The following is a 2,947-nucleotide window of genomic DNA, read 5'->3' on the forward strand; positions in this document are numbered from 1 at the left end:
GGTGCTGGCCGCGCTGGACCGGGTCGCCGGGGCGCCGACCGTGGCGGTCACCGCAGCGCCGGACACGCCGGTCGCGGCCGCGGCCGGTTCGGTGGTCGCGCTGAACTTCGCCGACGAGCGGTCGGTGGTGCAGACCCGGTTCGCGACGGCGGCGCTGGTCCTGCTGCGCACGCATCTGGGGGAGGACACCTCGGGTCTGCCGGCCGCCGCCGCTGCCGCGCTCGACGCCGACCTGCCGGCCGAGCTGGCGGCCGCGTCCCAGCTCACGTTCCTCGGCACCGGGTGGACCGTGGGCCTGGCACACGAGGCGGCGCTGAAGCTGCGCGAGGCGGCGCAGGCGTGGACGGAGTCGTACTACGCGATGGAGTACCGGCACGGGCCGATCTCGATCGCCGCCCCGGGGCGGGTGGTGTGGATCTTCGGTGCGGCGCCGCCGGGCCTGCTCGACGACCTCCGGTCGACCGGCGCGCACGTGGAGACCTGGGCCGGCGATCCGCTGGCCGACCTGGTCCGGGTGCACCGGATGGCCGAGCTGCGCGCGCACGCCTTGGGACTCGACCCGGACCGGCCCCGCCACCTCGACAGGTCGGTCATCCTCGGCTGACGCTACTCCGATTGGCCGTCGCCGGACCGTCGCCCTGTGTGTGATAGTGCTTGAAGTAGCGCAATTTCACGCAGAATAGATCGGGGAGCGTGCAATGGGCGAACGGCGGCCGGTGTCCCGGCGAGACGTGCTCCGGAGCGCGGCGGTGGCGGGAGTCGGGCTCGGGGTGGCGGGGACCGCGACCGTCGAGGCGGCCGCCGAGGCACCGAAGGCCAAGGGCCGCCCCATGATCGGCGTGCCGTTCGAGGCGCACGAGAGCCCCCGCTTCGGGATCATCGGGCTCGGCAACCGGGGTGGCGGGATACTTCCGTTGCTGCTCGAGATCCCCGGCGCCCGGGTCACCGCGCTCTGCGACATCCGTCCGGACTTCGCCGCCCGGGCGGCCAAGGTCGTCACCGACGCCGGCCGGCCCGAACCGGCGGTCTACACCGCGGGCGACCACGACTACGAGAACCTCTGCGCCCGCGACGACGTCGACTTCGTCTACGTGGCCACCCCGTGGGAGTGGCACACCCAGATGTCGCTGACCGCGATGCGCCGCGGCAAGCACGTCGGCGTCGAGGTCCCGATGGGGCTGACGCTCGAGGATCTCTGGACGCTCGTCGACACCTCCGAGCGAACCCGGCGGCACTGCATCCAGCTCGAGAACTGTTGCTACGGGCAGAACGAGATGCGGGCCCTGCGCATGGCGCACGAGGGCAAGTTCGGCCAGCTGCTGCACGGTTCCGGCGCCTACCTGCACGACCTGCGCGAGCTCCTGTTCTCCAAGACCTACTACGAGGACCAGTGGCGCCGCCGCTTCCACACCCGCTACAACGGTGACCTCTACCCGACGCACGGCCTCGGTCCCGTCGCCGCGTACATGGACCTGCACCGCGGCGACCGGTTCGTCCGGATCACCTCGATGAGCACGCCGGCGCTGGGCCTGGCCGACTACCGGGCGGCGCACATGCCCGAGGGCGACCCGACCTGGCAGGAGCGCTACGTCAAGGGCGACGTGACGATGAGCCTCATCCAGACCGAGCTCGGCCGCGTCATCCACCTCGTACACGGCGTGTCCAACCCGCACCCGTACTCCCGGCTGAACCACCTCGCGGGCACGAGGGGCGTCTTCGAGGACTACCCGCCGCGGATCTACCTCGAGCCGGACCACTCGAACGACGAGTGGGCCTCGTTCGACGACTACGCCGACTTCGACCACTGGCTGTGGACCGACGTGGGCCCGGGGCCCGGCGGGCACGGCGGCATGGACTACATCATGTTGTGGCGCCTCGTGCAGTGCCTGCGACTGGGTCTGCCGCCGGACATCGACGTGTACGACTCCGCGGCGTGGAACGCGCCGTTCCCGCTGTCCGTGCTGTCGGTCAAGGAGAAGGGCGCGCCCGTCCCGTTCCCCGACTTCACCCGCGGCCGCTGGCAGACCCCGCACCCGGGCACCGACTCCGAGAAACCCTAGGTACGCCGGCGGGAGCGGAACGCCGCCACGTGGACCCGGTTCGCGCAGCGGGGGGAGCAGAAGCGCTTGGCGCGGTTGGTGGACGTGTCCAGGTAGTAGTTGGCGCAGTCCTCGGCGCCGCACCGGCCCCAGCGGGACAGTCCATAGTGGACGACACCCTGCGCGATGCCCCACGACGCCGCGGCCGCGACCTCCGTGGCCGGTGGGGCCTCCACATCGGCCACGTGGACGTGCCAGTTCGGCACTGACCGGTCGTGCCCGGCGGACAGCCGCGGGCGCAGCGGATGCGCGGCCAACAGCTCGTTGACCGCACCGAGCACACCGGCATCGTCGCCCGCCACCGCCCGGGCGAGCACCCGGCGCAGGCCGGCCGCCACCGGGTTCAGCGCGGCCAGGTCGACCTCGGTCGCGCGGTCGGACCACCACGGCTCGTCGTGCAGCGCGGCACGCAGGTCCGACACGTCGTCCAGCGGCGAGTTGGCCAGGCGGAGCGCCACGTCCAGGTAATCGGCGTTGTCCATCCGCGGTCCTTACCGTAGTGTCAGGGGCGAAAGCCTAGTAAGCACCTTACTGGAGGAATCGTGGCCGAGCGCGCCTCGCTGCGGCAGATCCTCGGGCTCGCCGTGCCGGCGCTCGGCGTGCTCGCCGCCGAGCCGCTCTACCTGCTGGTCGACACCGCCGTCGTGGGCCACCTCGGGGCGGTCGAGCTGGGCGGGCTCGGGGTCGCGGCGATCGTGCTCGCGCAGGTCTCCACCCAGCTGACCTTCCTGTCCTACGGCACCACCGCGCGCGCCGCCCGGCTGCACGGCGCCGACCGGCGCGCGGAAGCCGTCGGCGAGGGCGTGCAGGCCACCTGGCTCGCGGTGGTCGTCGGCGTCGTGCTGATC

4 protein-coding genes are annotated in these 2,947 nt (G+C 72.5%); 3 read left to right on the forward strand and 1 reads right to left on the reverse strand.

Annotation, left to right across the window (positions count from 1 at the left end):
* On the forward strand, positions 1 to 604 hold a 604-nt coding region (locus ACRDSK_RS32450; RefSeq protein WP_431445238.1), incomplete at its 5' end, for an SIS domain-containing protein.
* A gap of 94 nt (positions 605 to 698) precedes the next feature.
* Positions 699 to 2,060: a Gfo/Idh/MocA family protein gene (locus tag ACRDSK_RS32455; protein WP_431445239.1), complete on the forward strand. Its 1,362-nt coding sequence runs from the start codon at positions 699 to 701 to the stop codon at positions 2,058 to 2,060.
* On the opposite strand, the gene ACRDSK_RS32460 is transcribed toward ACRDSK_RS32455, so the two are convergent.
* Positions 2,057 to 2,581 (reverse strand): CGNR zinc finger domain-containing protein, encoded by a 525-nt coding sequence (locus ACRDSK_RS32460; RefSeq protein WP_431445240.1) that lies wholly within the window; start codon positions 2,579 to 2,581, stop codon positions 2,057 to 2,059. The two genes, ACRDSK_RS32455 and ACRDSK_RS32460, sit on opposite strands and share 4 nt — an antisense overlap.
* 60 nt (positions 2,582 to 2,641) lie before the next feature.
* On the opposite strand from ACRDSK_RS32460, the gene ACRDSK_RS32465 reads away from it, so the two are divergent.
* Positions 2,642 to 2,947 (forward strand): MATE family efflux transporter (locus ACRDSK_RS32465; RefSeq protein WP_431445241.1); only part of this gene is annotated, 306 nt, incomplete at its 3' end.

This window comes from Actinophytocola sp., assembly GCF_050699915.1.
GTDB lineage: Bacteria > Actinomycetota > Actinomycetes > Mycobacteriales > Pseudonocardiaceae > Actinophytocola.